This window comes from Myxococcus sp. CA056, from assembly GCF_013336715.1.
In the GTDB taxonomy this organism is placed as follows: domain Bacteria; phylum Myxococcota; class Myxococcia; order Myxococcales; family Myxococcaceae; genus Myxococcus; species Myxococcus llanfairpwllgwyngyllgogerychwyrndrobwllllantysiliogogogochensis.
Genome location: NZ_JABUMT010000002.1, coordinates 816139 through 837528 on the forward strand (window position 1 = coordinate 816139; position 21390 = coordinate 837528).

Here is a 21390-nt window from a genome sequence, read left to right on the forward strand (position 1 = left end):
TCGGCCCGGCCGCGCTTCCTCGCCCTGGCTGTTTACCTTGCGATGGGGGTCGGAATGGCACTCACGCTGGGGCGCGCCGCCTGGGAGCGAGCGGTACTGCTCGCGGTGTCCTTCGAGGTCCTGAAGGTCGTCAGCTCCCACTTCGTGTTTCCGCCCCTGAGCAGCGCCATCCTCTGGCTGCCCGCGGGGCTGACGCTGGCGTTCCTCTTGCGCTCGCCCACGCGCATGTGGCCCGCCCTGCTGGCCGCCGTGTTCGCCGCGGAGCTGGGCTCGGTCCTGTCCCAGGGCCTGCCCTGGGGGCTTGCCGCGACGTGGGGGCTGGGCAATGTGCTGCGCACCTGGCTGGGGGCGGCGCTGATGCGTCGCTTGCTGGGTGGAATCGTCCGCTTCCATCGCGTGCGAGACGTCACGGGGCTGCTGGTGCTCGGGGCGGTGGTGGGGGCGCTGCCGAGCGCCACGCTGGGCGCGCTCGGCGCGACGAGGTGGTTGGGCTCCGCGTCGTTCGCGAGCGAATGGATTGTCTGGTGGCTCAGTGACGCGTTGGGCACGGTGCTCGTCGCGCCGCTGCTGCTGACGTGGTGGCCCGTGGCGCGCGCGACCTCTCCGCCGAGGCGACTGGTGGAGTCCGTCTTCATGATAGCGGTGGTGGCGCTCGTCGGCGTCCTGGTCTTCAGTGTCGAGGACACGACGGGGTCAGCGGCGCTCTCCACCACGCTGCCCTACGCGGCGTTTCCCCTGGTCATCGCCGCGGCGCTGCGGCTGGGGCCTCGGGGGGCGGCGAGCGCGTCCGCGGTGATGAGCGCGGTGGCGGTGGAGTACACGCGCCTGGACATAGGGCCCTTCGGGGCGCTGTCCGTGTCCGCGTCGGAGCGCGTCCTGTCCGTGCAGGTGTTCATGTCCGTGCTCAGCCTGACGGCGCTGACGGTGGCGGCCGTGGTGGCGGAGCGGCGGCGCGCGGAGGCGGCGCAGCGCGTGCTGGCCACCGTGGGCGGGGTGCTCGCCGAGTCCCCTGAATGGAGCGTCACGCTGCCTCGGGTGGCGCGGCTGCTCGTGCCCGAGCTCGCGACAGGTGTCGCCATCTGGTTGCAGAACGCCGACGGAGTGGTGGAGCGGGTGGCGGCGGCGGGCTGGACGCCCGCGCGCGAAGTGGGGCTGCGAGGACGGTTTCCTCCGTTGCCAGCGCAGGCAAGCGACTGGACGGGTCCGGAGGGCTCGGGGGTGCTGGTGCCGCTGCGAGTGCGCGGACAGGTGGTGGGCGCGCTGGCGGTGGCGATGGATTTGGAGGGGACAGGGCGACGCAGACGGGAGCACGTGCTGGCGGACGACGTTGCGCGCAGGTGCGCGATGGCGCTGGAGAACGCGCGGCTGCTGGAGGAGGCCCGTGAGGCCGTCGCCGTGCGTGAGGACTTCATCGCCGTGGCGGCGCACGAGCTGCGCACGCCGCTGGCCACGCTCACCCTGCGGGTGCAGGGGTTGATGGCGCTGCTGCGCGGAGGCACCGAGAACGGCTTCCTGCTGGAGCGACTGGAGGCCATCGCCCGACAGTCGCGACGGTTGACTCGCCTGGTGGAGAACGTGTTGGACGTCGGCTTGTTCAAGGCGGGCGGGCTGGAGTTGCGGCGCGAGTGGGTGGACCTCACCGCGCTGGTGGAAGACGTGCTGGAGCGCTCCATGGAAGAGGCGACGCGCGCCGGGACACCGCTGCGACTGACGGCCACGGCCCAGCGGGTGCGCGGGTGGTTGGACCCGGGGCGCGTGGAGCAGGCCCTCTCCAACCTGGTGTCCAACGCCATCAAGTTCGGCGCGGGGGGGGAGGTGGACGTGGCGCTGAGTCAGGTGGGAGGCCGCGCCCGGCTCGTCGTCACGGACCGGGGCATTGGCGTTCCTCCCGAAGCGGTGGAGCGCATCTTCGGCCCCTTCGAACGGGCGGTCTCCACGCAGGAGTACGGAGGCCTGGGCATGGGGCTGTACCTCACGCGCCGCATCGCGGAGGCACATGGTGGCTCCGTCCAGGTCAGCAGCACCCGGGGGGCGGGCGCTTCCTTCGTGCTGGAGCTGCCGGTGGAGCCGTCGCTTCCGCTCCTGAACGAAGACCCGGCGCGGCAGCCTCGCGCGGGCGCCTGAGGCGAGTCGCTGGGTGCCGGAGGCGCCTGTGGAGCGACTTCACGGCTCAGGGTGGGAAAGGGATTCGCCAGGGGGAGGGATGGCGCGTCTGGGGTGGATGTTCGCGAGCCAACGTCTGGCGGGGGCTCGAGGCGAGGCACGTCCATTGCTGTGGTGTGCGGGTATGCACCGTGGAGCGTGGTTGGGGGCGCTGGTGGGGTTGGTGTTGTGGGGCGGGACGGCCGAGGCCGCGAGGCGCACTCCGCCGAAGCGGGCCGCCAAGGTCACCCTGTCCGACCGGGCCCTCTGGCGCGCGAAGGCGTGGGTGGGGCTGGGCTCGCTGTCGACGGTGAGCACGGCGGTGAACGACGACTGCTCGGGCCTGACGCAGCTGGCGTACCGCAAGCCCGGACTCAGCCTGATGCCGGAGCTGACCCTGCCTGGTGAGAACGGGGTGAAAGCCATCTACCGGAAGGCGGGCACCCTGGGCGCGCTGCGCGAGGCGCCGAACGCCGGGGACCTGGTGTTCTTCCGGGAGACCATCGACCGCAACAAGGATGGGCGGCTCAACGACGGCCTCACGCACATCGGCATCGTCGAGCGGGTGAGCACCGACGGCACCGTGACGTTCGTCCACCGCGCGGGCGGCGGGGTGAAGCGCAGCCGCTTCAACCTGGCGCGCCCCGAGGCGAGGAAGGACGAGAAGGGCCGCGTCCTCAATGACTGGCTCCGCCGCCGCGACAAGCGCAACCGAGGCTACCTGGCCGGTGAGCTGGTGGCCGGCTTCGCCTCCGTCGATGAGCGCTGGAAGGTGGAGCCTGTCACCGTGTCGCGCGCTCGCCGCTGAAGGCCGCGCGCGCTCGTGGCTCCGTCGGGGGCGTGACGTCGGAGGCCGGAGGCGGTATGCACGGCGCTGATGTCGACCACCGATGGACGACCGGAAGGGCCTGGGCCCTCGGAGCACACCGAGGCGGTGACGGAAGGCCCCAGGCCTGAATCGCTGGTGGCTGTCGTTCCTCCGGCGCACACCGTCGCTCGCCCCGCGCCGACACCGGGCCGCAAGTCCTGGCGGCTCAAGGCCCTACTCGGGGTGACGGTGTTGCTGCTGGGCTTCGGGGTGTACGAGTACGTCACGCTCCCCGAGGCGGAGCCGCTGGTGCGGGAGAACCCGAAGTCGACGGCCCTGATGGACCGGCGCGCCGAGGAGGCTCGGGAGGCAGGGAAGAAGGTCCGCCGCCGCCATCAGTGGGTGTCGCTGACGTCCATCTCGAAGCACGCGATAGCCGCGGTCCTGGTGTCCGAGGACGCGGGCTTCTACGGACACGAGGGACTGGACACGACGGAGGTGCGCAAGGCGCTGGAGGAGGCCTGGGCGAAACGTCAGCTCGGTCGCGGCGCGTCCACCATCACCCAGCAACTGGCGAAGAACCTCTGGCTGTCCACGGACCGGAGTCTGTTCCGCAAGGCGAAGGAGCTGGTGCTGGCCCATCGTCTGGAGGAAGCGCTCACGAAGAAGCGCATCCTCGCGCTGTACCTGAACGTCGTGGAGTGGGGGAACGGCGTCTACGGCATCGAAGCCGGTGCGCGAGAGCACTTCGGCGTGTCCGCCGCGCAGCTCTCCGTGGCCCAGGGCGCCATCCTCGCCGCGATGCTGCCGGCGCCCCGCAAGCGCTCGCCGTCGTCGGGCTCTCGAGCGCTGTGGAAGCGCTCTCACTGGATTGTCGACCAGCTCTCGTCCGTGGGGCGAATCAGCGGCGCTGAGGCGACCACCGCCCGCGCGGACATCGACCGGTTGCTGGGTCGGACACCCGCCGCGGACAGTGGTGGCGAGGATGAGGGCGCGGACGACGACGCCTGAGGCTCGTCCCGTCCGCGCCGTGCTCGGCTCAATCGGGCGTGAGCTGAAGGAACAGCAGGTCTCCCGCGCCTCGTGAAGCGTAGGTCGCTCCATCCGGTGACAGGGCGTCATTGAACGGGACGCAGAGCCGCGCCTGTCCAGCGGACGTCACCTGGAGCGCCGCGTTGCCCGGGCCCGTGATGCCCAGGGCCCGTGAGTCGAGGTGCGCACCCCTGGCGTCATAGCGCGCCACGAAGTGGAGGACGTCACCTTTGGGGATGGACGCCTTCCCGAGCGCACCGCCTCCCAGGTCGAGCCGCCCATCCCGCGTCCAGCCTCCGACGATGAGCTCACGCTCCGCGCTCGCTCCCAGGGCATGGGCCTGCCCCGCGCTCCTTCCGCCCAGGACATGCACCCAGCCGTCCGCGGCCGTCGCATGCAGGGTGCCGAGCAGCACGTCCTCGCTCGCCTCGATGTCCTTCCCACCGAAGGAGAACCTGCCGTTGATGTCGCCGACGAAGGCCACGTCTCCCTGGGCGAATGGCGCGAGCGCGCGGATGCTGCCCCGTGCGCCATTGAGCGCACGGAACCACTGGGGCGTGCCGTTGGCGGAGAGCTTTCCGAGGAAGGGCGTTCGGACCCCCGTGGCCCCCAGCACCTGCGAGTCGGTGTCGCCGCCCACGTAGATGAAGCCCGCGCCATCCGTGGCGAGCGCCTCCGCGCGCGTGCCCGAGTCGCCACCGGGAAACGCGAGGGACCAGGCGTTCGCTCCGTCCGCGTGGAACTTCGCGAGGAAGAGCGCGGGCACGTGGTCATCTCGGGTCCTGTTGCCCGGGTCCGCATAGAGCCTGCCTCGGCCCAGGCTCATCTCCCCCTGGAAGTGGCCGGTGACGACGACGCTGCCTTGCGAGTCGATGACCACCGCCTGCGCGCGAACCAGCCCCGTGCGGGTGATGCCCGAGGACGGAGCGGGATGTTCCGCGCGAACACCTCGGGACCAGAGGGGCTCTCCTTCGGGCGACAGCTTGAGGAGGAAGAAGCCGGAGGTCGTGGGTGATTCCTCGATGAACGGCAGCGCGCCCGTGCCCAAATCTGGAGCGCCTTGATAGGCGCCCACCAGCCACGCCTCACCCGAGGCCGAGACGGCGAGCCCCGTCGCTTCCACCTTCGCGCCCACCGCATAGGCGTGGGACCAGCGATGCGCGCCGTCCGCGCCATAGCGCGCCACGACGAGGCCGCGCTCTCCCTGGAAGACGTCGCCGCCGAAGTCACCGCTGCCGGTGAAGGAGCCCGCCACGAGGAAGTCGAGGCCGTTCTCCGCGGTCGCCATCACCTGGACGTGCTCGTCTCCCGGGCCGCCCCGCTGAAGCACCCAGTCGGGCGCGGGCACTGGATTTGTCGGAGGGACAGGCTCCATCTCCACCACGATGCGTGGATGCAGGGCCGGGTCGCGGTCCTCGCGCGAGCTGAAGTCCGCGCCGTCGGCACCCGACGAGTAGAGCCCGAGGTTCACGACGCCGTTGCCCGTCACCGCGCGCGTCACGTCCAGCTCCGCCCAGCTTCCGGAGCGCAGCGCCCCCGCGGTGAACAGGGCCGGGCCCAGAAGCGAGGGCTGGTGGTCGAAGGTGACGACGTCCTCCTTCCATTGAGGGTCGATGCGGTGGACGACAGGGCCGTCCGTCGAGCCATTCGTGACGAACAGGCGCACGGTGGCGCGCTTCACCCGGCCTTGCAGGCCCTTCACCTGGAAGCGGAGGAAGGTCCGGTACTCGATGGGCGTCCGGTCCACGCAGAGCTGCTCCTCCGCGCCCAGGTTCGTCGACGGCCGCGAGGAGTCGACCTGTGCGTCCGCGATGGCGATGAAGGTGTTTGCTCCCGCGGCGGGGTCGCCGTGTTGCTCCAGCGGCTCCCTGTCCGGGGACGAGGTGTTGCCTCCGCAGTGGGGGAGCAGGGCCAGGACCGCCAATGCGCCTGCTTCCCGCCACCCTCGCTTCCAGCTTCTTCCGTGCATCCATCCCCCCATGCCAAACGCTCGTGGGGGGCTCGCTGTGCATCGTGGGTGCCGGGCTTACCGGGCGAGCGAGGTGCGCGGCACGACGCCCGCCTCGTCCCAGGGGATGAGGCGAGGGCAGGGCGCTTCCATCTCAGGGAAGTGTCGACGTCCACGCGGGGTGGTTCGGGGTTCCTCCTAGAGTCCTCCGACCTCCAGCGCGCCGCCCAGTCCCGGGAAGGGCTTGGTGAGCACGGCCTGGAAGACGATGTCCTCGAGGAGGATTTCCACGGGGAGCTGCGGCGTGCCGAGGTCCCCGCGCACCACGGTGTTGCTGACGATGAACCAGACGCGCCTGCGTCCCACGGCGTCCTTCAGCGCGGGACTGTCGATGCGCACCGCCGTGCGGGTGGTGGGGGCGAAGTTGCGCGAGGGGAGGACCTCCGCCGCCTGGGCGTAGTACGCCGGTCGGTTCAGGTCCGTGTAGAAGACCGGGTCCTCCGGCGTGGCCTGCCCGGTGAAGGACAGGCGCATGGCCGTGCGCAGCGTCAGCGACGAGGACGGATTGACGACCTCGAGCGTGGCGGCGACCTGCTCCACCATCAGGTCCAGGTCCTCGGTGTTCACCGACTCCTCGGGCAGGTCCAACGCCACCTCCGCGTAGACGGGTTGGAGGACGGAGGTGACGGGCACCCTCACGTCGAAGGGCTCTGTCGCGATGGCGATTTCCGCCGAGCAGCCGGACAGGAACAGGAAGCACGAAGCCAGCAGGGCGCGGGTCATCATCGGAAGGTCCAGGAGAGGTCGAGGACGGGAAGGACGGGCAGTTCCTCGCCCGGAACGGCCGGGTCGCTCAGGTCCACATAGGTGGCGCCGAGCCCGAAGCCGAGATTCTCTCCGCCGTAGCGGATGCCCGCGGCGGCACGGAAGGTCGCGCCGCCCTTCACGCGCACGCCGGCCTCGCCCACCACGGACCAGGGGCCCGCGAAGTTGAGGGCGGCCCCGCCCGTGAAGGAGAGGTAGTCGGAGGTGTAGCGCGCGTAGCGGGCCTCGCCCTGCACGAGCAGCGGACCGAGCACCAGGCCATAGACGCCATAGACGGAGGGGCCGCTCAACTCCGGCTCGAAGCGCTGGAGGGAGGGCGTCTCCGACTCGACGATGTCCGAGTAGACGGAGCCACCGATGAAGTGCGTGTAGCGCGCGCCCAGCACCACGCGGTGCGGGCCCGCCGCCACCGCCCAGCGCAACCCCACGTTGGGCGCGAGCATCACGTCCGCGAAGACGGAGGTGTCCACCACCAGCCCCGCGAAGAGCGGCAGCGCGCCGCGCTGGAGTCCCAGCACCGGCGCGTCGATGACCTCGGCCGCGTCCGTTCCCATCAGTCGCGCGGTGTTGGTGCGCACGCCTGGGGACGGCTCGGCGGAGGACGGCGTGGAGAGCAGCAGGACGGCGAGGATGCAGGGCGGGATGTACCCGGCGCCACCTGGTGCGCCGGGACGTCTGGAAGGACTCAAGCCGGGAGCTCCTGTGAAAGGGGCCCCGTGTCTAGCGTGTCGCTTCACCGCGTCGACTCGTGCGTCGCCCAGGTTGGTGAACTGTCGACAGATGTTTCACGCGGTCATTCGCGACCTGCCCGGAGCTTCGTCTCGTCCGGGAGGAGGCGACCCTCCGGCAGCCAGGTCGGCCGGTGCGCGTCCACCTGCCTTTCTCATTGCGGACGCGAGCCGTGGACCGTACGTTCCGCTCAATTCAATGGGCTCCCATACAAGTCGAACCAGCGGCGAAGACGTGCGCGAGGTGATGGACGGCATCCGCCGAATCGTGCGGCTGCTGAGGGTCTCCGCGAGGGCCTCAGAGCGACTGGTGGGCATCAGCGGAGCGCAGCTCTTCGTGCTCCAGCAGCTCGCGGAGGCGGGGCCCTGCTCCATCAACGCCCTGGCCGAGCGGACGCTCACGCACCAGAGCAGCGTATCGGTGGTGGTGGCGCGGCTGCTGGAGCGAGGACTGGCCACGCGGCGCCCCTCGGCGGAAGACGGTCGCCGGGTGGAGGTGGCGCTCTCACCCTCGGGGCGCGCCTTGCTGCGCGAGACACCCGCGATGGCGCAGGCCCGGCTCATCACCGGGCTTCGACGGCTGGAGCCTGGCGCGCGCGAAGGGCTGGCCCAGGGGCTGTCCGCCCTGGTGAGAGAGCTGGGGCTGGAGGGAAACGAGGCGCCGCTCTTCTTCGAGGACGAGCCCGCGCCTGGCCGGGCCCGCGCGATGAAGAAGACGACGCCCCGCAAGAACAAGAAGGAGAAGTCTCATGGAGCGGCCTGAAGCGAGTCGAGTGGAGGCGGGGCAGGGCGAGGAGGCTCGCGCGAGGCTGCCGGTGGCGCCGTCCATGGGCCCCACGCTCGCGGGCATGCGCGCGCCCGCGACGGTGGACGTGGTGGACCGGAGGGTGGTCTTCATCAGCGCCCTCGCGGTGGTGTTGGCCGTGGCGGCGGGACTGGTGGCCCAGGGGCTGGGCGCGCTCATCCACCTCTTCACGAACATCGCCTTCTTCGGCCGGTTCTCCACCGCGGAGGTCTCCCCGGTGAATCACTCGCTGGGCGCGTGGGTCATCGTGGTGCCGGTGGTGGGCTCGCTCATCGTCGGGGTGATGGCGCGTTATGGCTCACGGGCCATCCGGGGCCACGGCATCCCCGAGGCGATGGAGCAGGTGCTCTACAACCAGAGCCGGATTCCGCCTCGGATGACGTTCCTCAAGCCGCTGTCGGCGGCGGTGGCCATCGGCACGGGAGGACCGTTTGGCGCGGAGGGGCCCATCATCGCCACGGGGGGCGCGCTGGGCTCCTTGCTGGGGCAGGTGCTGCGCGTCACGGCGGATGAACGCAAGGCGCTCCTGGCCGCGGGCGCGGCGGCGGGCATGGCGGCGACCTTCGGCGCGCCTGTCTCCGCGGTGCTGCTGGCGGTGGAGTTGTTGTTGTTCGAGTACCGCCCGCGCTCGGTCATCCCGGTGGCGCTGGCCACGGCCACGGCCACCGGTGTGCGGCTGGCCTTCGAGGGGAGCGCTCCTGCCTTCGCGATGCCGGAGCTGGCGCTGCCGGGCGGCGCGGCGCTGGCGTTCTACATCGTGCTGGGCGCGGTGGTGGGCCTGGCGTCCACGCTGGCCACCCGCGCCGTGTATGCCATCGAGGATGCGTTCGAGAAGCTGCCCGTGCACTGGATGTGGTGGCCGGCGCTCGGAGGGCTCGTGGTGGGGGTGGTGGGCTGGTGGTCTCCGCGCACGCTCGGCGTGGGCTACACCAACATCGAGGACATCCTCTCCGGGCGCTTCGTGGGCACGGCCATGCTCGTGTTCTGCGCGCTGAAGTTCGTGTCCTGGTCCGTGGCGCTGGGCAGCGGCACCTCCGGCGGAACGCTGGCGCCGCTGTTCACCCTGGGCGGTGGACTGGGCTCGGGGCTGGGACTGCTGGCGATGCGGCTTGCGCCCGGGCTGGGCGTGGACCTTCGCGTGGCCGCGCTGGTGGGCATGGCGGCCATCTTCGCGGGGGCTTCGCGCGCGCTGCTGGCGTCGGTGGTGTTCGCCTTCGAGACGACGCGCCAGCCTTTGGGGTTGTTGCCCCTGCTGGGCGGCTGTGCGGCGGCCTATCTGGTGTCGGCGCTGTTGATGCGCCACTCCATCATGACGGAGAAGCTGGCGCGGCGCGGCGGGCGGGTCCTCACCGAGTACGGCGTGGATGCGCTGGGGCAGGTGCTGGTGCGCGAGGTGGGGCTCAAGCCCGTGGTGACCCTGGACGCGGACCGGTCCTTGGAGTCGGTCCGCGCGTGGCTGCTGTCGGACGCGGCGGGCACCCGTCACCAGGGCTTCCCGGTGGTGAAGGAGGGCGCCCTGCTGGGCGTCGTCACGCGCAGGGACCTGGTGGACGGGCAAGCGCCCGAGGGGCGGCGTGTGCGGGACGTGGTGAGGCGTCCTCCGTCGGTGGCGTATGAGGACAGCTCACTGCGCGAGGCGGCGGACCTCATGGTGGAGGAGGGCGTGGGTCGCCTTCCAGTGGTCCGGCGTGAGACTCCTTCGAGCGTCGTGGGCATCATCACCCGGAGCGACCTGCTGGGCGCGCATCGGCGGCGGCTGGAGAACTCGCGGCGCAGGGAGCGTGGACTGGGTGGGCCGTTGCCGGCCCGAGGAGCCTGAAGCACGTGGACGGCGAGGCGGGAACACAGGAGCGCGAGCGGGCACTGGAGCTGCTGCGCCGGTTCGGGTGGAACGCCACGTCCTTCCAGGTGCTGATGCCGGGCTTCCGCTACTGGTTCGACCCGGCGGGGGACGCCTTCGTCGCGTACGTGGACACGGGCGGCGCGTGGGTGGCGGCGGGTGCGCCCATCACCGCGCCGGAGTCCCTGCCTCGCGCGGTGGAGGGCTTCCAGGCCGCGGCGCGACAGGCGGGCCGGCGCGTGTGTTTCTTCGCCACGGAGCCGCGCTTCACGGAGTGGGTGCCCATGGAGTCGCTCTCCATTGGCGAGCAGCCCGTGTGGGAGCCATCGCGTTGGGAGTCGGTGGTGCGCGGCAGTCGGAGTCTGCGCGAGCAACTGCGCCGCGCGCGCTCGCATGGCGTCGTGGTGCGGGAACTCCCCGCGCAGGTGCTGGAGGAGGCCGAGCACCCCACGCGTCAGGCGTTGGAGCGCCTGAGGAAGCGCTGGCTGGCGTCGCGTCGCATGGCGCCCATGGGCTTCCTGGTGCAGCTGCGTCCGGATGCCTTCGCGCGGGAGCGCCGTGCCTTCGCGGCGGAGGTGAAGGGCGAACTGGTGGGCGTCCTGCTCGTGTCTCCCGTGTACGCGCGGGACGGCTGGTTCCTCCAGGACCTGGTGCGAGACCCCGAGTCGCCCAACGGCACCGCCGAGGCCCTGGTGGACGCGGCGATGCGCGCGGCCGCCGCCGAGGGCCGTCGCTACGTGACGCTGGGACTGGCGCCGCTGTCGGGCCCGGTGCGGCCGTGGCTGCGACTGGCGCGTGCGTGCGGCAAGCCGCTGTTCGACTTCGAGGGCCTGCGCGCCTTCAAGGCGAAGTTCCGTCCGGATGCGTGGGTGCCGCTCCACCTCGCGTACCCCGAGCCTGGCGGTGGTTTCTTCGCCGTGTATGACGCGCTCCGCGCCTTCGCGCGCGGCAGCCTGGTGCGCTTCGGCGTGGCGACGTTGCTGCGGCGGCCCCGGTTGCTGGTGCATGGGCTGGCGGTGTTGCTGCTGCCCTGGACGGCGCTCCTGGCGCTGCCCGCCACCACGCGCTGGTTTCCCTCGGCGCGCGTGCAGTGGGGCTGGGTGTTGTTCGACGTGGGGCTGGCGGCGGGACTCTTCTCGCTGGTGCGCCGGTGGCGAGATGGCCTGGCCACCGCGCTGGTGTGCCTCACCGCCGCGGATGCGTGCCTCACCTTCGTGCAGGCCGCCACCTACAACGCGGTGCGAGCGCGAGGGCCCGTGGACTGGCTCGTCATCACCGCCGCGGTGCTGGCGCCCGCCACCGCCTCCGGGCTGCTCGTCCGCGCGCGCGACTTCCGCCTGCCCGCGCGCTGACGCACCGCGCTTTCTCCACGACTCAACATCTCACCTGTCCCGCGGACCCCCTGGGTTTACACAGGTGGACACTCCTCCTCGCGTCTCCTGGACCGCAAGGCGAGGGCAATGCTGTTTTCTGGAAAGAGCTGTTCCGGCCTCGGGCGCCGTGACTTTCTCGCGGCGTCGTCCGTCGTCGGTTGGGAGGGGTGACCATGCGAACGCCGTCCGGCGTTGCCCTGTCGCTCGCCGTGTTGCTGTGGGTCCATGAGAGCCACGCCGCGCCCGAAACACAGAGCTCGGCTCCGCCACCCTCGCCGTTGCCTTCGGGAGTGTCGGCCGTGTTGTGGAAGCTGTCGGTGCCCGCGAGCGCGGCACCGACGCCCGAGCGGGTGGCGCTGGGGGAGAAGCTCTTCAACGACAAGCGACTGTCCCTGGATGACAGCACGTCCTGCGCCACCTGCCATGACCCGAACAAGGGCTTCACGGACGGCAAGCCGGTGGCCGAAGGCGTGAAGGGCCAGAAGGGCATGCGCAACAGCCCCACGGTGCTCAACGCCCTCTTCAATGCCTCTCAGTTCTGGGACGGGCGCTCGTCCACGCTGGAGGACCAGGCGAAGCTGCCCATCCTGAATCCGATTGAGATGGCCATGCCCTCGCCGGAGGCGGTGGTGACCAAGCTGCGGGGGATTCCCGAGTACGTCACCGCCTTCCAGGCTGTCTTCAAGCGGGACATCACCTACGACGACCTGGCGTCGGCCATCGCCGCCTTCGAACGCACGCAGTTCTCCGGCAACGCGCGCTTCGACCGCTTCATCCACGGCGAGACGAACGCGCTCAACGCGTCGGAGCGACGGGGCTGGGCCCTCTTCAACGGCAAGGCGCGGTGCAACGCCTGTCACGCGGGCAACGCGGTGTCGCCGCTGTTCAGCGACCAGAAGTTCCACAACATCGGCGTCGCCGCGCACAAGCAGGACTTCCCGCAGCTGGCGCGCGAGGGTGTGAAGGTCGTCCGGCTGGGCGACGAGCGGCAGATTGACGAACTGGCGCTGCAGACGCGCTTCTCCGAGCTGGGGCGCTTCCTGGTGACGAAGCAGGAGAACGACGTGGGCGCGTTCAAGACGCCCACGCTGCGCAACGTCGGAATCACCGGGCCGTACATGCACGACGGCTCGTTGACGACGCTGTGGGACGTGATGGACCACTACAACAAGGGGGGAGTGGCCAATCCCTACCTGGACGGAGGCATGCAGCGACTGGGGCTGACGGAGCCCGAAATCGATGACCTGGTGGCCTTCGTCTTCACGCTGACCGACGAGCGCTTCACGAAGTTCAATGGTCAGGAGCTGGCGCGGCAGCGCGCGCGCAAGGGCCAGCGGCCGGAGCGGGACACGGCGGTGGCGCTGGGGAAGAAGGGCAACCTGGGAGACCTGGCGCCCAATCCGGACCTGTCGGTGAAGAACCCGGCGGACATCGGTGTGTACGGCACCGAGACGCTGCCCAAACCCGCTTCGACGAAGCAGCCCTGAGGAGGCGCCGTCCATGGGGAACAAGTTCCGAAGCATCGAGACGAAGCACTATGAGGAACGCGAAGCCTTCTTCGAGGGCCTGAAGCGGTTGGACCGGCGGGCCTTCCTGCGGGTGGCGGGCATGTCCGCGGGCATCGTCGCGGGGATGGGGCTGAGGACGCCGCAGAGCTTCCAGCTGGTCAACGTGGCGGAGGCGCAGGGGACGAAGCCGCGCTTCACCTTCGCGTACATCTCCGACACGCACCTGTACGAGCAGAAGCTGAATGACCGCTTCGTGCGCTCCATCCTGAAGGCGGTGGACGACGTCAACGGGTTGGACCCGCAGCCGGACTTCGTGTTGTTCGGTGGAGACCTGGCGCAGCTGGGGCAGGCGGGAGAGCTGAAGCTGGGGGCGCAGATTCTCAAGAGCGTGAAGGCGCCCGTGCGGATGATGGTGGGCGAGCACGACTGGTTCCTCGACATGGGGGAGCTGTGGCGGGACTTGTTCGGCGCGCCGAACTACTCGTTCGACCACAAGGGCGTGCACTTCGTGGTGCTCAACTCGATTCTGGAGAAGGACTTCTGGACGGAGCGGAAGCTCACGCCGATGGAGCGGATGAAGATTGTCGCCGGGTTGGACAATGGCATCCAGTCGCGCTTCGAGGTGGGCGGTGAGCAGCGCGCGTGGATGAAGCAGGACCTGGCGAAGGTGGACAAGAAGACGCCGGTCATCGTCTTCAGCCACTCGCCGCTCTACAAGTACTACCGGCCCTGGAACTTCTGGACCGACGACGCGGACGAGGTGCAGGCGCTGCTCAAGCCCTTCGAGCGTGTCACCGTGATTCATGGACACACGCACCAGTTGTTGACGAACCGCATCGACAACATCCAGTTCCACGGGATGTTGTCCACGGCGTGGCCGTGGCCGTATGCGCCGGAGGGGTTGCCGCAGCTCACGGTGCAGATGAATCGGCCGGACCCGTTCAGCCAGTTCGACGGCTGCGGGGATGGGCGGGTGGACGTGCTGGAGTCGGGGTTGGTGGACAAGCTGTACAACCTCTGGGAGCGCAATCCCATCACCGTGCGCGGGAGCTACCTCGCGTCGGGTGGGAAGCAGGATGCGCCGCCCCGGACGAAGCTTCCGAGCTACTGAGCGCGAGGGGACACGATGACCTACCGGATGAAGCTGTGGGTGGGAGCGGGAGCGCTGCTGTCCTTCGCGGGGGGCGTGGCATTGGCCACGAGTCCCGCGCCGCGTCCCGAGGCCCTTCAGACGACGGAGTTGCCGAGGCATCAGGTGCCGGTGTCGAAGGACGGCAACCTGGTGGTGGGGATGTGTGACGGGGAGACGTCCCTGGAGGTGAAGGGCGTCAAGGAGGGGCAGAAGCTGACGCGCGCGCAGGCGGCGCGGGTGTCGGGCGAGCTGATGGACGCGTGGCGCAAGAAGAACCCGGATGCGAACTGGGACCCGGTGCCGCCGCCCGTGGTGGCGCAGGGACAGAAGCAGGCGCCGCAGCAGAAGAACCCGCCCATGGGGACGCAGAAGCCCGCGACGGGAGGGGCGGTGCGCGAGGGTGGGGTGACGGCGGAGAGTGGTGGCAAGGAGGTCCGCAAGCAGGCGGGGGTGAACATCCAGGACGGACATTCCTACGGCGCGTTCACGCAGCGGGACGAGGCGGTGTGGGCGGCGTCCACGCAGCAGTTCGTGGACGAGGGGCACCGCGTGTTCCACGACGCGGACGCGGTGGGCGGGACGATTGCGGTGTCCTGTGACATGTGCCACCCGGATGCGTCGAACACGCATCCGGAGACCTATCCGAAGTACCAGGTGCAGCTGGGCCGCGTGGCGCTGCTGCGGGACATGATCAACTGGTGCATCGAGAACCCGGTGCGCGGCAAGCCGCTGGCGGATGGGGACCCGAGGTTGCGCGCGATGGAGGCGTATATCTACGCGCAGCGGAAGGGCACGAAGCTGGAGTACGGGAAGAAGTAGCTGTTGATATGACCCCTCGGGTGGAAGGTCTGCCCGGGGGGGCGTCATGAAGCGGTGGCTGTGGTGCTGGCTGGGTGTCTGGCTGTTGTCGTGCGCGACGACGCCGACGCCCGAGAGTGAGCATGAGTATCCGGACGAGTACACGCGCCTGGAGGAAGGCGCGTGCGTCACGTTCCTGTGCGCGGAGGAGGCGTGTGGCCTCTATCGGTGCGAGGACGTGGAGTCCTGGGGCCGCGTGGTGCCGGCGCGGGGTGCGTCGTTCGTGCTGCCGCCGAGCGCGGTGCGTTCACCGCAGCGCAACTGGGGCAACGTCCAGGGACTTCCCGGGCATGCGCAGCCCATCTTCGTCATTCGCTGGTATGGGCGGGAGCTGCTGCCCAGTCAGAAGCGATTGCTGGAGATGGCGAAGGCGCTTGCGACGAAGCCGCGCGAGAAGCACCACATCTTTCCCCAGGAGTTCAAAGACTGGTTCGAGCGGCAGGGCATCAACATCCACAAGGAGACGATGCTCATCGACATCGACACCCATCACCGCATCCACAAGGGATTCAGCGGTGGACCTTGGAATGGAGAATGGCGGAAGTTCCGTGATAACCACACGGGGGCGACCCAAGAGGACATGTACCGATACGCTCGGGAGATGATCATCCGCTTCGACCTGGTGGGACCCATTCTGCCGTACCACCTGCTCGTGGGCCCTTCCCTCGACTACTGAGCCCATGACGCGCTTCTTCCATCTGGAGCGGGGTGACGGCGAGCGGCAGAAGGGCACGTACAAAGCCCGGCACAAGTGGGGGCTGCCGGGAGTCACCTGCCCTCACTGTCATGCGACGTGGGCCAGCACGGGCTTCAACTATCCCGCCCTGGACCTGACGAACCATCCCGCGGCGAAGAATCTCGCGAAGGCTTACCTGGAGAAGGACTTCGAGGAGTTCGAGCTGCTGCGCGAGCAGCTCCGGCCCTTGTTGCCACCAGACAGTCCATTGATGCCGGGCGCCTTGTTCGGCCCCCTGGTGGGAACGGCGCGGGGACCCTTCGCTGCCTTCCTGCAGCAGTATGGGGACGTCGTGCTCGTCCGCCCGGACGCGCTGGCGCGTCTACATGCCGCCGGACTGAGGGGACTGAAGGGTGTCAGCACCGAGCTGCGCTTTCGGCCAAAGGATGTCGAGGAGCTGCTGGAACTGGCGGTCGAACCGCGCGGTCTGCTGCACCCTGACTGCATCCCGCGCTCGACGCAGCCTCCGTGTCCGAAGTGTGGTCGACATGGCTTCAGTCTCCCCAAGGAGCCCGTCCTCGACGCGGCGTCACTCCCGCTGGATTTGGACCTCATGCGACTGAGGAACTTCGCGATGGTCCTCGTCGTCACCCAGCGCTTCAAGGACGCCGTGGAACAGCTCGAACTGGACGGACTGAGCTTCCGCGAACTGCCCGTGCGCTGACCTCACGCGCTTCTGACGCGCTCGCCCGCCAGCACGCCGAGCATTTCGCTTGGAGGACCGACGAGCCCACATGAGACGCGAGTGTTGACGACGGTGGCCGGAAGGACGATGACTCGCCAGCAACGTCGTCCTCGCGCCCATGAGCTTCTCTCCGCCCATCTCCGTTCCTTCTGATGCACTCACCACCCTGCGAGACAGGGGCTACGCCGTCCTGGACCGCGCGGGCCTGTCCGAGCTGGTGGCCATCCCCGCCGCCACGATGGACCTCTGGCGGCCCACCTGGGGTGACCTCCCGGCGGACGGCTACCTGCGCGACGGTGGCCGGTATCGCTCGCGTCGACACTCGTGTTTCATCGTCGACGGCGACACCGTCACCCCCGTGCCCCACCGCGCGCACTGGCAGCCCGTCGAGTACAACGCGCTGCACGGCGGCCTGGAGCGCTGGTTCGAGCCGATGCCTCCCGCCGTCGTCTCACGGCCCGAGTGGCCCCAGCTGCTGAGTCGGCTCGCGGCCCTCGGCTCCGCGCTGAAGGGCGCTCAACCCTGGTACGTGGAGTCGCACCAGTTCCGCATCGACACGACGGATGGCATCGGCCGCCCGACGCCCGAGGGCGCGCATCGCGACGGCGTGGACTTCGTCGTCGTCCTGCTCGTCGGTCGCCAGGGCATCAAGGGCGGCGAGACGCGCGTGTTCGAGGCCGCCGGCCCCAATGGCATCCGCTTCACCCTGACGGAGCCATGGTCGGCGCTGCTGCTCGACGACGAGCGCGTCATCCACGAGAGCACTCCGATTCAACCCGTGGACGGTCAGGGGCACCGTGACACGCTGGTGCTCACCTTCCGCGCGAAGGGTTTCCAGGGGCCCTGACGGTTCCCCTGGCCGCCGCGCGGAGGTCTCAGGTCTTCGGAGTGATGGAGACCTTCAGGCCCTCGGCCCAGACCTTGTGCTCGTCCGCGTAGTACAGGTACGCGCGGCTCGGCGGGCCGGTGTACGTGCCGGGCACGGTGGCCACCAGCGACAGGGGTACTTCCAGGCGCATGCGGGGCTTGAAGCCGCGCCAGTAGAAGACGACGTCGCGACCGCGCACCTCGTAGGCGTCCACCAGTCCCCGCGTCACCAGCTCCTTGAGCTGGTCATGCCGCACCTCCAGCCCGCCCGGTACGCCGAAGATGGCCATCGTCGATGGCAGCGCCTGGTTCGTGCGGTTGAGGACCATGAGCCGTGCCTCGATGGGCTCGCCCTCGGTGAGCTGCTGCTTCGACAGGGACACCTCCAACGCGACCAGGCTCTTCTCCGAGTCGCGCGGCATCCGCGCGCTGTAGGTCACCTCCACCGAGTAGGGCAGCTCCGAACTCCCCTCCATGCGCAGCTCCACCCGGCGTCCTCCAGGGCCGAGCAGGCCGCTCATGTCGGGCAGCTTGAGGGTCTCCTGCGCGGAGGCCTCGAAGCTCACGGGCTCGCCCACCAGGACGTCCTCAACGAAGAGTCCCACCTTGCCCGGTGCCGGCTTCATGGCGTGGACGTCGTAGGCGAGGATGGCGCGCAGCGCGAGCACCGTGCCCTGTGTCGACCCGAAGCGCCCGCCGTCGTTCGAGCGCGCGAGGAACTTCAACGCCTGCCGCGCATTCGTGAGGTAGGCGGGCTCTCGCAGCCACGCCAGCATCGCCAGCGCCGTCGTCTCGATGAGCAGCGATTGCCCCGTGCTGCCGACGACGGATTGCGAACCCCCTTCGACCTCGCCCGTCTTCCCCTGACGTCTGGCGAGCTGGGCCATCAACACCTTCGCGCCCGCGTGGTCGCCGGTGAGCGACAGCACATTGGCGGCCAGCGCCGTCACATAGCTGTTGGAGCTCTTCGCCGCGCTCTTCTTCACGAAGGCGACCTCGCGCTCCAGGTTCCGCGCCATGTCGGCGGGCCGGGGTGCGCTCTCCAGCAAGGCCCAGGTGATGTAGGCGTTGGAGGTGTCCGCCTGGTCTCCTGGAGGTGTGAAGCCGCCTCGCCCGTCGCGTTGTTTCAGCAGCCAGTTCCGCGTGCGCGCCAGCATGGCCCCGTCCACTTCGATGACCTGACGCATCTCCGTGAAGCTCAGCAGGGCGAAGGCTGTCAGCCCTCCGTGGGCGGGGCTCTTGCCGAACCACTCGAAGCCTTGCTCCGGCGTCTCGTAGCCCAGCAGCCGCTGATAGCCCTTCTCCAGCTTCTCCTTCGCCGATTTCACCAGCTCCGCCCGCGCTCCCGGGTGCCGCTGAAAGTATTGGAGCGCCATCGTCATGGGGAACGTGGTGGCGCTGGTCTGCTCGAAGCAGCCGGTCGGCTCGCGGATGAGACGGGCGAACGACTCGGTCATGTTGGCCAGGGGGCCCGGGTACACGACGACGGACGCGCGGATGCTGGCGGGGTCCACCGTGTCTGGCAGGGTGAGGGTGTGGACCGCGGGCTGCGTCCGCGACAGCGCGCCGCCGAAGGACTCGCGTCCTGGGAAGCCCTGGGCCTGGATGGCCAGCGTGCGGGTGACGATATCCGTGTGGCCGCCGGCGCTCGTGGTGAGCTTCACCTCCACGGGCTGGGACTGCTGGCCAATCTCCAGCGTGAGCAGCCGCCGCTCACGCGCTCGCGCCGCGAGGTCCCGAGGCACGTCCCCGGTGAGCTTCACGTCACCGCTCACCTCCGCCTTCACCGCGATGTTCGTCAGCGTGGCGTCTGTCCCGTTCACCAGCGCCACCGGCAGGCGCACCACGTCACCCGAGGTGACCTCGAGCGGCAGCTTCGGCTCCGTGTAGAAGGGCTGCACGGACTCCAGCTCGGCCACGGATGCACCGAGCGCGCCGTCCACGTCCACCGCCCCGGCGAAGGCCTTGAACGTCGTCACCGAGTCGCTCATCGCGAAGCGCACCCGCGCCTCTCCAGTGGCTGCGTCGGTGCGCACGCCCGCATTCCAGTAGAGCGTCTCCGCGAAGTCCCTCCGCTCGCCTTTCTGTCGGTCGGGTGATGCGAGGTGGGCGTACTCGCGTTGATACACGAGGGTGTCCCGTACCCGTGAAAAGCCGACGACCTTCATGCCTTCGAGTTTCGCCAGCATGTCGCGAAGCTCCAGGGGGTTACCGCGCGCCGGGTCGAACGGCCGCTCATTCCCCTCCATCAACAGGTACGCCGAGGCGAGCAGGTCCCTCTGGGCGTTCGGGTCGAAGTACCCCCTGTTCCATTTCTTGGCGCCGGGGGGCGTGCCCCTGCCGCGTCGCAGCTCCGCTTCCGGAGGAGAGGGAGGCCATCGTCGCGAGGTGTGGGCCGCGAGTACGCGCCTTGCGGCCTCGTCGTGGTCCGCCATGAAGGTGAGCGGATCAACGAGCGCGAAGCGGCGCCACCCCTGGGTGCCGAGCAGCAGGTCCGTGGCGAGCGGGGACTTGGGGTTCGAGGTGTCGAGGTAGAGGTGCGCGTCGGCGAGCTCCTTCACCTCGGGCTCCAGCAGGACCATCACCGGAAGCAGGGGCGCGTGCTCGCGCTTCTCCTGGAGCTGGAGGACGGCGTCGTCGGTGACGGTGAGCATCACCAGCGCGGAGACGGGCTTGCCGTCGCGCAGCGTGCGCGCGGTGAGTTCCACCTCGTCGCCCGGTGCATGGTGCGCGCGGTCCGCCTTCAGCTCGATGGAGAGTGCGTTCGCGGGCTGGCGGAACACCAGTCGCTCCGCGAGCGGGCGCCCGTCCTCGGTCCACACCGTGGCGACGAGCACGCCGTCCGCAACGCCAGCTTCCAGCGTCACGTCGCCGTCTTCGCTCAGCGTCGCCTCCGCGACGCGCACGTCGCGCTGGTTCAGGGTCACCTTCGTGCGGCCCACGCCCGCCGAGTCCACCGCGAGCCGCACCTTCTGGCCGGCGGCGATGACCTCGTCCTTCGCTCGGAGGACCGCGCCCGTGGCCTTCACCTCGGGCAGCGGGAAGGTCTTCTTGATTCCAGCGGGTGAGTCGACGCGCAGCGCATAGCGAACGCCCGCGGTGGGTGTGAGTTCGAAGCGTCCGCGGCCCTCATGCTCGGAGCGGACGACGGAGACCTCCCTTCCCGTCGCGAGGTCCACCACCGCGCCCGTCAGGTCCGCGGGCTTGCGCATGGGCGTCCTCGCCTCGAAGTAGACACGCGAGGTCAGCCCCGCGACCAGGTCTCCGCCCTCTGGATACAGGGCGACGTCGAGCGTCTGGAGCAGGATGGGAATCGTCTTGGCCGCCGTCTCCACCACGCCACCATCCTGGAGGGTGAAGGAGAGCGTGCCGTCGCCGCGCTCGATGGCCTCGGGCAGTTCGAAGCTCACGGTGCAGTGGCCCTGGGCATCCACCTCGCAGGGCTTCTCCGCGACGCTCTTGCCGTCGACGAGCGCGGTGGCGGTGACCTTGGCGCCCTCGGGGATGCCGCCCTCCGCGCGTTGGACTTCCAGGGTGGCGGTGACGGTGTCGCCGGGGCCGTAGCCGTCGCGGAGGAACGCAATCTGGGACTTGAGTCGGGGGGCACGGTAGTCGCGCACGTCGAACTTGCGCATCACCTGGGCGGTGCCCGTAAAGGGGTCGTTGACGACGAGCGTGTATCCCCCGCCGGGCAGGTCGCGAGGGATGGGCCAGGCGTAGCCCCAGACGGAGTCCGAGGTCTCCACCTCGCCCCGTCCGACGATGGTTCCCTGGGGCCCCGTGATTTCGATTTGCCCGCGCCGGGAGGCGACATGGGGCCTGCGGCTGAGGGCCTCGAGCACGAGGCCGCGAATCAAGACCTGCTCGCCCGGGCGGTACATCGGCTTGTCGAGGCTCACGTAGGTGTACGGCCGGTCCTGGGCCGTGAGCGCCTCTGGCCGGGCCCCGGGCCCCCCCACGAACTCCTTCCGGGGGAGCACCGGCACCCGTGGGAAGGTCGTGGCGAGACCCACCAGGACGACGAGTACCGCGAGCACTCCCAGACTCAGCGAGCGGAACAAGGTCATGTCGGCTCTGTGCGCAGGCGCCGTGGGAAGCTCCAC

Annotated in this window: 16 protein-coding genes; 12 read left to right on the top strand and 4 right to left on the bottom strand. The window is 69.7% G+C overall.

Features of this window, described 5'->3' with window-relative positions; all coding sequences use genetic code 11:
* The first annotated feature begins 54 nt into the window (after positions 1-54).
* From HUA76_RS11015 to mtgA, 3 genes are all read left to right on the top strand, one after another.
* Positions 55-2124 carry an MASE1 domain-containing protein gene (locus HUA76_RS11015; protein ID WP_174460799.1) on the top strand — a complete coding sequence of 690 codons (2070 nt, stop codon included), beginning with the start codon at positions 55-57 and terminating at the stop codon, positions 2122-2124.
* A 163-nt stretch (positions 2125-2287) separates the two neighbouring features.
* Complete coding sequence (locus HUA76_RS11020; RefSeq protein WP_174460800.1) at positions 2288-2950, top strand: NlpC/P60 family protein; 663 nt, start codon at positions 2288-2290, stop codon at positions 2948-2950.
* Positions 2951-3019: 69 nt separating this feature from the next.
* Positions 3020-3961 (top strand): monofunctional biosynthetic peptidoglycan transglycosylase, encoded by a 942-nt coding sequence (gene mtgA / locus HUA76_RS11025; RefSeq protein ID WP_174460801.1) that lies wholly within the window; start codon positions 3020-3022, stop codon positions 3959-3961.
* Between the two features lie 28 nt (positions 3962-3989).
* Here the strand turns inward: mtgA and HUA76_RS11030 are convergent, their stop codons facing one another.
* The 3 genes from HUA76_RS11030 to HUA76_RS11040 all read right to left on the bottom strand — a co-directional run bounded on the left by HUA76_RS11030 (position 3990) and on the right by HUA76_RS11040 (position 7444).
* Positions 3990-5906 (bottom strand): DNRLRE domain-containing protein, encoded by a 1917-nt coding sequence (locus HUA76_RS11030; protein WP_174460802.1) that lies wholly within the window; start codon positions 5904-5906, stop codon positions 3990-3992.
* Between the two features lie 222 nt (positions 5907-6128).
* Complete coding sequence (locus tag HUA76_RS11035) at positions 6129-6716, bottom strand: hypothetical protein (protein ID WP_254614131.1); 588 nt, start codon at positions 6714-6716, stop codon at positions 6129-6131.
* Positions 6713-7444 carry a hypothetical protein gene (locus tag HUA76_RS11040; protein ID WP_174460803.1) on the bottom strand — a complete coding sequence of 244 codons (732 nt, stop codon included), beginning with the start codon at positions 7442-7444 and terminating at the stop codon, positions 6713-6715. Before HUA76_RS11040 ends, HUA76_RS11035 begins: the two co-directional genes overlap by 4 nt.
* A gap of 238 nt (positions 7445-7682) precedes the next feature.
* On the opposite strand from HUA76_RS11040, the gene HUA76_RS11045 reads away from it, so the two are divergent.
* The 9 genes from HUA76_RS11045 to HUA76_RS11085 all read left to right on the top strand — a co-directional run bounded on the left by HUA76_RS11045 (position 7683) and on the right by HUA76_RS11085 (position 17267).
* A complete protein-coding gene (locus HUA76_RS11045) occupies positions 7683-8246 on the top strand; it encodes a MarR family winged helix-turn-helix transcriptional regulator (RefSeq protein WP_254614132.1) in 564 nt (187 codons plus the stop codon).
* Positions 8233-10107, top strand: a complete 1875-nt coding sequence (locus tag HUA76_RS11050) for a chloride channel protein (RefSeq protein ID WP_174460804.1) — start codon at positions 8233-8235, stop codon at positions 10105-10107. Before HUA76_RS11045 ends, HUA76_RS11050 begins: the two co-directional genes overlap by 14 nt.
* 5 nt (positions 10108-10112) lie before the next feature.
* On the top strand, positions 10113-11480 hold the full coding sequence (locus HUA76_RS11055) for a phosphatidylglycerol lysyltransferase domain-containing protein (RefSeq protein ID WP_371823461.1): 1368 nt from the start codon (positions 10113-10115) through the stop codon (positions 11478-11480).
* A 194-nt stretch (positions 11481-11674) separates the two neighbouring features.
* Positions 11675-12988, top strand: a complete 1314-nt coding sequence (locus HUA76_RS11060; RefSeq protein ID WP_174454037.1) for a cytochrome-c peroxidase — start codon at positions 11675-11677, stop codon at positions 12986-12988.
* A gap of 13 nt (positions 12989-13001) precedes the next feature.
* Positions 13002-14120, top strand: coding sequence for a metallophosphoesterase (locus tag HUA76_RS11065; RefSeq protein WP_174460805.1), 1119 nt, complete (start codon positions 13002-13004; stop codon positions 14118-14120).
* A gap of 15 nt (positions 14121-14135) precedes the next feature.
* Positions 14136-14960 (top strand): c-type cytochrome, encoded by an 825-nt coding sequence (locus HUA76_RS45255; RefSeq protein WP_254614133.1) that lies wholly within the window; start codon positions 14136-14138, stop codon positions 14958-14960.
* Between the two features lie 46 nt (positions 14961-15006).
* Positions 15007-15675 (top strand): TIGR02269 family lipoprotein, encoded by a 669-nt coding sequence (locus HUA76_RS11075; protein WP_174460806.1) that lies wholly within the window; start codon positions 15007-15009, stop codon positions 15673-15675.
* A gap of 4 nt (positions 15676-15679) precedes the next feature.
* Entirely contained in the window at positions 15680-16399 is a 720-nt protein-coding gene (locus HUA76_RS11080) for a double-CXXCG motif protein (protein ID WP_174454039.1), read from the top strand.
* Positions 16400-16538: 139 nt separating this feature from the next.
* The gene (locus HUA76_RS11085; protein WP_174454040.1) at positions 16539-17267 is read left to right on the top strand and encodes a 2OG-Fe dioxygenase family protein; all 729 of its coding nucleotides are present in this window, start codon (positions 16539-16541) and stop codon (positions 17265-17267) included.
* Between the two features lie 28 nt (positions 17268-17295).
* Here the strand turns inward: HUA76_RS11085 and HUA76_RS11090 are convergent, their stop codons facing one another.
* Complete coding sequence (locus HUA76_RS11090; RefSeq protein ID WP_174460807.1) at positions 17296-21354, bottom strand: MG2 domain-containing protein; 4059 nt, start codon at positions 21352-21354, stop codon at positions 17296-17298.
* Positions 21355-21390: the final 36 nt, after the last annotated feature.

What these genes read in the sequence shown, in the direction of transcription:
- HUA76_RS11015 (WP_174460799.1), top strand. Translation starts at nt 55, where the DNA reads ATGGCACTCACGCTGGGGCGCGCCGCCTGGGAGCGAGCGGTACTGCTC.
- HUA76_RS11020 (WP_174460800.1), top strand. Translation starts at nt 2,288, where the DNA reads ATGCACCGTGGAGCGTGGTTGGGGGCGCTGGTGGGGTTGGTGTTGTGG.
- mtgA (WP_174460801.1), top strand. Translation starts at nt 3,020, where the DNA reads ATGTCGACCACCGATGGACGACCGGAAGGGCCTGGGCCCTCGGAGCAC.
- HUA76_RS11035 (WP_254614131.1), bottom strand. Translation starts at nt 6,716, where the DNA reads ATGATGACCCGCGCCCTGCTGGCTTCGTGCTTCCTGTTCCTGTCCGGC.
- HUA76_RS11045 (WP_254614132.1), top strand. Translation starts at nt 7,683, where the DNA reads ATGGGCTCCCATACAAGTCGAACCAGCGGCGAAGACGTGCGCGAGGTG.
- HUA76_RS11050 (WP_174460804.1), top strand. Translation starts at nt 8,233, where the DNA reads ATGGAGCGGCCTGAAGCGAGTCGAGTGGAGGCGGGGCAGGGCGAGGAG.
- HUA76_RS11060 (WP_174454037.1), top strand. Translation starts at nt 11,675, where the DNA reads ATGCGAACGCCGTCCGGCGTTGCCCTGTCGCTCGCCGTGTTGCTGTGG.
- HUA76_RS11065 (WP_174460805.1), top strand. Translation starts at nt 13,002, where the DNA reads ATGGGGAACAAGTTCCGAAGCATCGAGACGAAGCACTATGAGGAACGC.
- HUA76_RS45255 (WP_254614133.1), top strand. Translation starts at nt 14,136, where the DNA reads ATGACCTACCGGATGAAGCTGTGGGTGGGAGCGGGAGCGCTGCTGTCC.
- HUA76_RS11075 (WP_174460806.1), top strand. Translation starts at nt 15,007, where the DNA reads ATGAAGCGGTGGCTGTGGTGCTGGCTGGGTGTCTGGCTGTTGTCGTGC.
- HUA76_RS11080 (WP_174454039.1), top strand. Translation starts at nt 15,680, where the DNA reads ATGACGCGCTTCTTCCATCTGGAGCGGGGTGACGGCGAGCGGCAGAAG.
- HUA76_RS11085 (WP_174454040.1), top strand. Translation starts at nt 16,539, where the DNA reads ATGAGCTTCTCTCCGCCCATCTCCGTTCCTTCTGATGCACTCACCACC.
- HUA76_RS11090 (WP_174460807.1), bottom strand. Translation starts at nt 21,354, where the DNA reads ATGACCTTGTTCCGCTCGCTGAGTCTGGGAGTGCTCGCGGTACTCGTC.